Annotated in this window: 2 protein-coding genes; one reads left to right on the forward strand and one right to left on the reverse strand. The window is 37.3% G+C overall.

The genetic code is table 11. From position 1 onward, the window contains the following. Positions 1 to 1,095: 1,095 nt before the first annotated feature. A complete protein-coding gene (gene mrdA / locus F6K13_RS19505) occupies positions 1,096 to 2,901 on the forward strand; it encodes a penicillin-binding protein 2 (RefSeq protein ID WP_124147661.1) in 1,806 nt (601 codons plus the stop codon). A 697-nt stretch (positions 2,902 to 3,598) separates the two neighbouring features. Here mrdA and F6K13_RS19510 read toward each other — a convergent pair. After that, positions 3,599 to 4,571 (reverse strand): RNA-guided endonuclease TnpB family protein (locus F6K13_RS19510; protein ID WP_287288085.1); only part of this gene is annotated, 973 nt, incomplete at its 5' end.

Genomic DNA, 4,571 nt, shown 5'->3' on the forward strand with positions numbered 1-4,571 from the left:
TGAAGAAGGAGACAGGAGACAGCTATACTGGAGACAGGAGGAAAATTACATGGGGATTCGCTCCCCCAAGTAATGCGTGAACACCCCCGTTGACGGTGGGGTATTAAACCCACAAAGAAAATGATAAATGATAATTTACTTCGTAAACATTCAGCTATTAGCAGTCAGCGTTTCCCTGCGGGATGCTACGCAAACAGCAATTAGTAATGAATAATTACTTCTCAGATTTAGGAAGGGGACTTTGGCAGTAACTTTGTATTCTTTCTGAATTTCAACGGTTGCTTTTACCTTCTCCAAAATTAATAGCTGATAACGCAGTTCCAACCATAGGAGACTAGCTAATAGCTGACGGCTATTTGCGCAACATTCCACAGGAAATGCTTACTATACTTCTTAATAAAAGTCAAAATTTGCTTTTTTCATTAGACATATCCGAAAAAGAAAAAAATACCGAAAAAAGCCACAAAAAAAAGGGTGCATCTCATATTTGCAAAAATACTTTTTTTTCCTATATATTCCCTATTCCCTATTCCATTTTGCCTGTTGTCTGTTGCCTAAAAGCGATAAATTTTTGGCTTTATTCAAAATTGAGATGCACCCAAAAAAAAGGAATTAATTTAAGAATAAAAGAAGAAAAATTCAAAATTAGCCAAAGATAGTAGTTGAACATCTAACAAGATTGTTAAAAGTTTTCAGAGTAGTTCAATAAAGATTCAGATTAAGAGGGAAAAAAATGAGCAAATAGTGAAGACAATATGTGGCTTAGTGAGACTGAACAAAGGAGGGTTAATCAGATAATCAAAAAAGTTGTAAACAAGAAATAAAAAAATCAAATATAAGGGGATACGCGACCCCTCCTAAAATTAAATGACAAGCTAGAAGTCCGAGATTTAAACCCAAGCTTTTAGCGCGCTGAAAACTGAGTGCTATTTGCAGAGCATTCCGGTACAAAAAATGCTGATAGCTAGTTAACTTTGATTACTTTGTTCTGCACTTTGAATTTTTATTTAAACTGCTGTAAAGTCTATCTAATTATCGTTTAACGACTAAAAGACAATTAATCTATTAGTCTATCTAATCATAAATCAATAAATCATGGTGCACGAATTTTCCTTTGCTTTTGGACTACGAAAAATAGAAGATAATAACCTCTCATCTCAAAAACATGAGTCACGCTCAATCTACCGAGCAATTGTGTTAATGCTATTAACCACAACCATAGTCGGTTTACAAGTTAGTCGTCTGGTTCAACTACAATTAATTCAAGGTCAACAGAATAGAGACCGAGCAGAAAACAACCGCATTAGGCCAATTTCAGTCCCATCCAATCGAGGACTAATCCTAGACCGTAATGACAAAGTCTTTGCATCTAATCGTCCCATCCGTTCCATCTATTTATGGCCAAAAGAACAATCCAAAGAGCAATGGAAAATTACTGCAGAAAAGCTCAGAACCATAATTGATATACCCGCCGAAAAAATCATTCAAAAAGTAGAGCAGGCTATAAATTCAGGAGAAAAGAATGTAAATATTAGCCATGAAGTGAATCGTGATACTTTTGTCACCTTACAGGAAAGAGCTGCGGAATTTTCCGGTGTAGAAGTGAGGTCGGAATCAACTCGTTATTATCCTCATGGACAATTAGCATCTCATATAATTGGATACCTTGGCGAAGCTACATCAGAAGAACTAAAAGCTAACCCAGAATATCAAATGAGAATGATGGTTGGTAGATTAGGGGTTGAAGCAAGTGCTAATAATTTACTTGGGGGAAAATGGGGTAAGCGTTTGATAGAAGTCAATGCCCAAAATCAGGAAATAGGTAGTCTCGGAGAAATTAAACCTCAAGCAGGAAAGACAGTAAAGTTAACTCTTGATATAGACCTTCAGAAAACAGCAGAAAAAGCTCTAGGTTTTCGTAAGGGAGCAGTAGTTGCTCTAGATGTGAATACGGGGGAAATTTTAGCAATGGCCAGTTATCCCAGATTTAACCCCAATGTGTTTACGAAACCTATGTCTCAAGCCAAATGGCAAAATATTCATAGTCAGGAGCAATCATTTTTAAATCGGTCTCTCCAAGGTTATCCTCCAGGTAGTACTTTTAAAATAGTGACTTCTTCAGCAGCTATGGGGTCTGGAAAATTTTCACCATACTCCCTTGTATATACTTCTGACTCGATTTATGTTGGAGGTATTAGTTTCAATGAACATAGTGGAGGATATGGTTCAATTGGTTTTAGAAGTGCATTAGCCTATAGTAGTAATACCTTCTTTTATAGAATAGGTATGGCTATTGGACCTCAAGAAATAATTAAATGGGCACATCAGCTTGGTTTGGGTGGTGAAAATTTAAACCTTTTGGGCATACCCGCAACATACAATGGTTTAATTCCTACTGAAGAAGATAAACGTAGGATTTATAATGATGATTGGTATTTGGGTGATACAGTAACTATGGCAATTGGCCAGGGTCTGGTTTTGGTGACACCATTAGAGTTGGCAGTAGCAGTAGCAGCGATCGCTAATGGTGGTAAACAGATTAAGCCTCACTTGTTAGCAAATGAAACGAATAGTCCAAAAATGAAGCCTACTCCCACAGGGTTGAAACCTGAACAGATAAAGATTATTAGAGAAGGGATGATTGATGCAGTTTATTATGGTACAGCACAATCTCTTAATGACGGTACTATTCCTCTGACAGGAGGGAAAACGGGAACCTCAGAAGTAATTGGACAAAGGTCTCACTCTTTATATGTTGGTTTTGGGCCAGCTTATCAGTCAAAAATTGCGATCGCTGTCATTGTGGAGAATGGAGGTTATGGTTCTGTTTCTGCTGCTCCTGTTGCCAAACAGGTTTTTCAAACTTATTTCAGCAAGTATAATGAAGATCAATCAAACTAGATTGTAACTTGGGATTTTATATTTTTGATTGAAGGAAGAAGAAAGAAGAAAGAAGAAAGAAGAAAGAAGAAAGAAGGAAGAAGCAAAAATCTTACGTTGTCTGAACAAGAAGTGTTCCTTTGACAAAAAAGAGAATTAATGACTTAAAAACTGGTATTGAAGTCATTAATTATGACTCCTGACTTCTAATACCATGTCCGGTAGCATCGGTATTGTAAGCGTGAAGGTAAGGAAGACCGAAGTTGGAAGAGGGAAGAAGACTTAAAAGCTTGAAAAAACTTAAGTTTCCTGTAGATATTCGCCCTTGATTTTACACAAACGATACCAGCGCACATAACATAATACCATATCCGGTTTACACAGGAGGTTGATTAAAAGGGTAAAGCAGCTATGCTGATGCACTACCCTAATTTGGAAAAAGAATGTTACGAACATAGGACTTACGCACCTCAAGGTATCTTCGTCATTGCGACCCATAGGGAAGAATCTCAACTCGTAGTTTTTCGTACCTCATGCGTAAGTCCTAGAATAAATAATCAGGGCAGTTAAAAGACACCTACAGCAAATGTCACTTGAAATAAAAATATAAATTCTGACCTAATAAATGGTATCAAAGCTTATTCATTCTGACTCCTAAGAAATAACCTAGTTATTTGTACCAAACATTTATCAATTTGGTATAATCCTTTTGTTTGATTTATTGGCGTTGGTGACATCCTCTCCGGCCTGAAGGCGCGGAGATTCCTACTGAACCGTAGCTCTTCGGTGGGTTGACGTTTTGCTGGCGCAAAGCTCCGCTAACACAGGCTGCTGCTAGCTTGACCCTAGTCTTATGCTTGCCTCCACGTCCGTTTAATGTCTCGGACTGCCTGCCCGCGACTAATATATTTATTGCTGTATTCTCGTCTCTGTCGTGTTTGGCACCACAATTAAGGGATTCCCATTCTCGCACTTGAAGGTCTAATTTGCCTCTACGAAAACCACAACATGAACATTTTTGAGTCGTCGCCTCCCAACGACTAATTATTCTCAAATCACGACCATACTTTTCTGCTTTTCCTTCTAAGAAAGTTCTAAATTGTCGCCAACCTAAATCAGATATAGCTCTGGATAATTTGCGGTTTTTTACCATGCCATAAACATTCAAATCCTCTAAAACAACTGTTTGGTTTTCACGAATTATTTTAGTAGATAATTTATGCAGAAAATCTGTCCTTGTATCTTTTAATTTACTATGAAACTTAGCTACTCTAGCCCGTGCTTTTTCATACCTTTTAGACCCTTTAGTTTTATTAGATAATGACTTACTTAACTTTCGATACTTCTTAATCCATTTTTTCAACGGTTTTGGTGCATCAATCTTTGTACCATTGCTGAATGTTGCAAAGGTTTTAATACCTAAATCTATGCCTACTGAATTATCAGTTTTTGGTAAAGCTTCTGGTTGTATTTCTACGACAAAACTAAGAAAGTATCTATTAGCTGAATCTTTAATAACTGTTACTGAGCTAGGCTCACTGGGTAGTTTTCTTGACCAGGCTACTTTCAGCTTTCCAATCTTGGCTAAATAAACTTGATCTTGGTGTACTTTAAACCCCCTCAAGGTAAACCTGGCAGTCTGTTTTGATTTCCTGGTTTTAAATTTGGGAGGTTTTATGGCTTGGCCTTTT

Source organism: Okeania sp. SIO2B9 (assembly GCF_010672505.1).
In the GTDB taxonomy this organism is placed as follows: domain Bacteria; phylum Cyanobacteriota; class Cyanobacteriia; order Cyanobacteriales; family Microcoleaceae; genus Okeania; species Okeania hirsuta.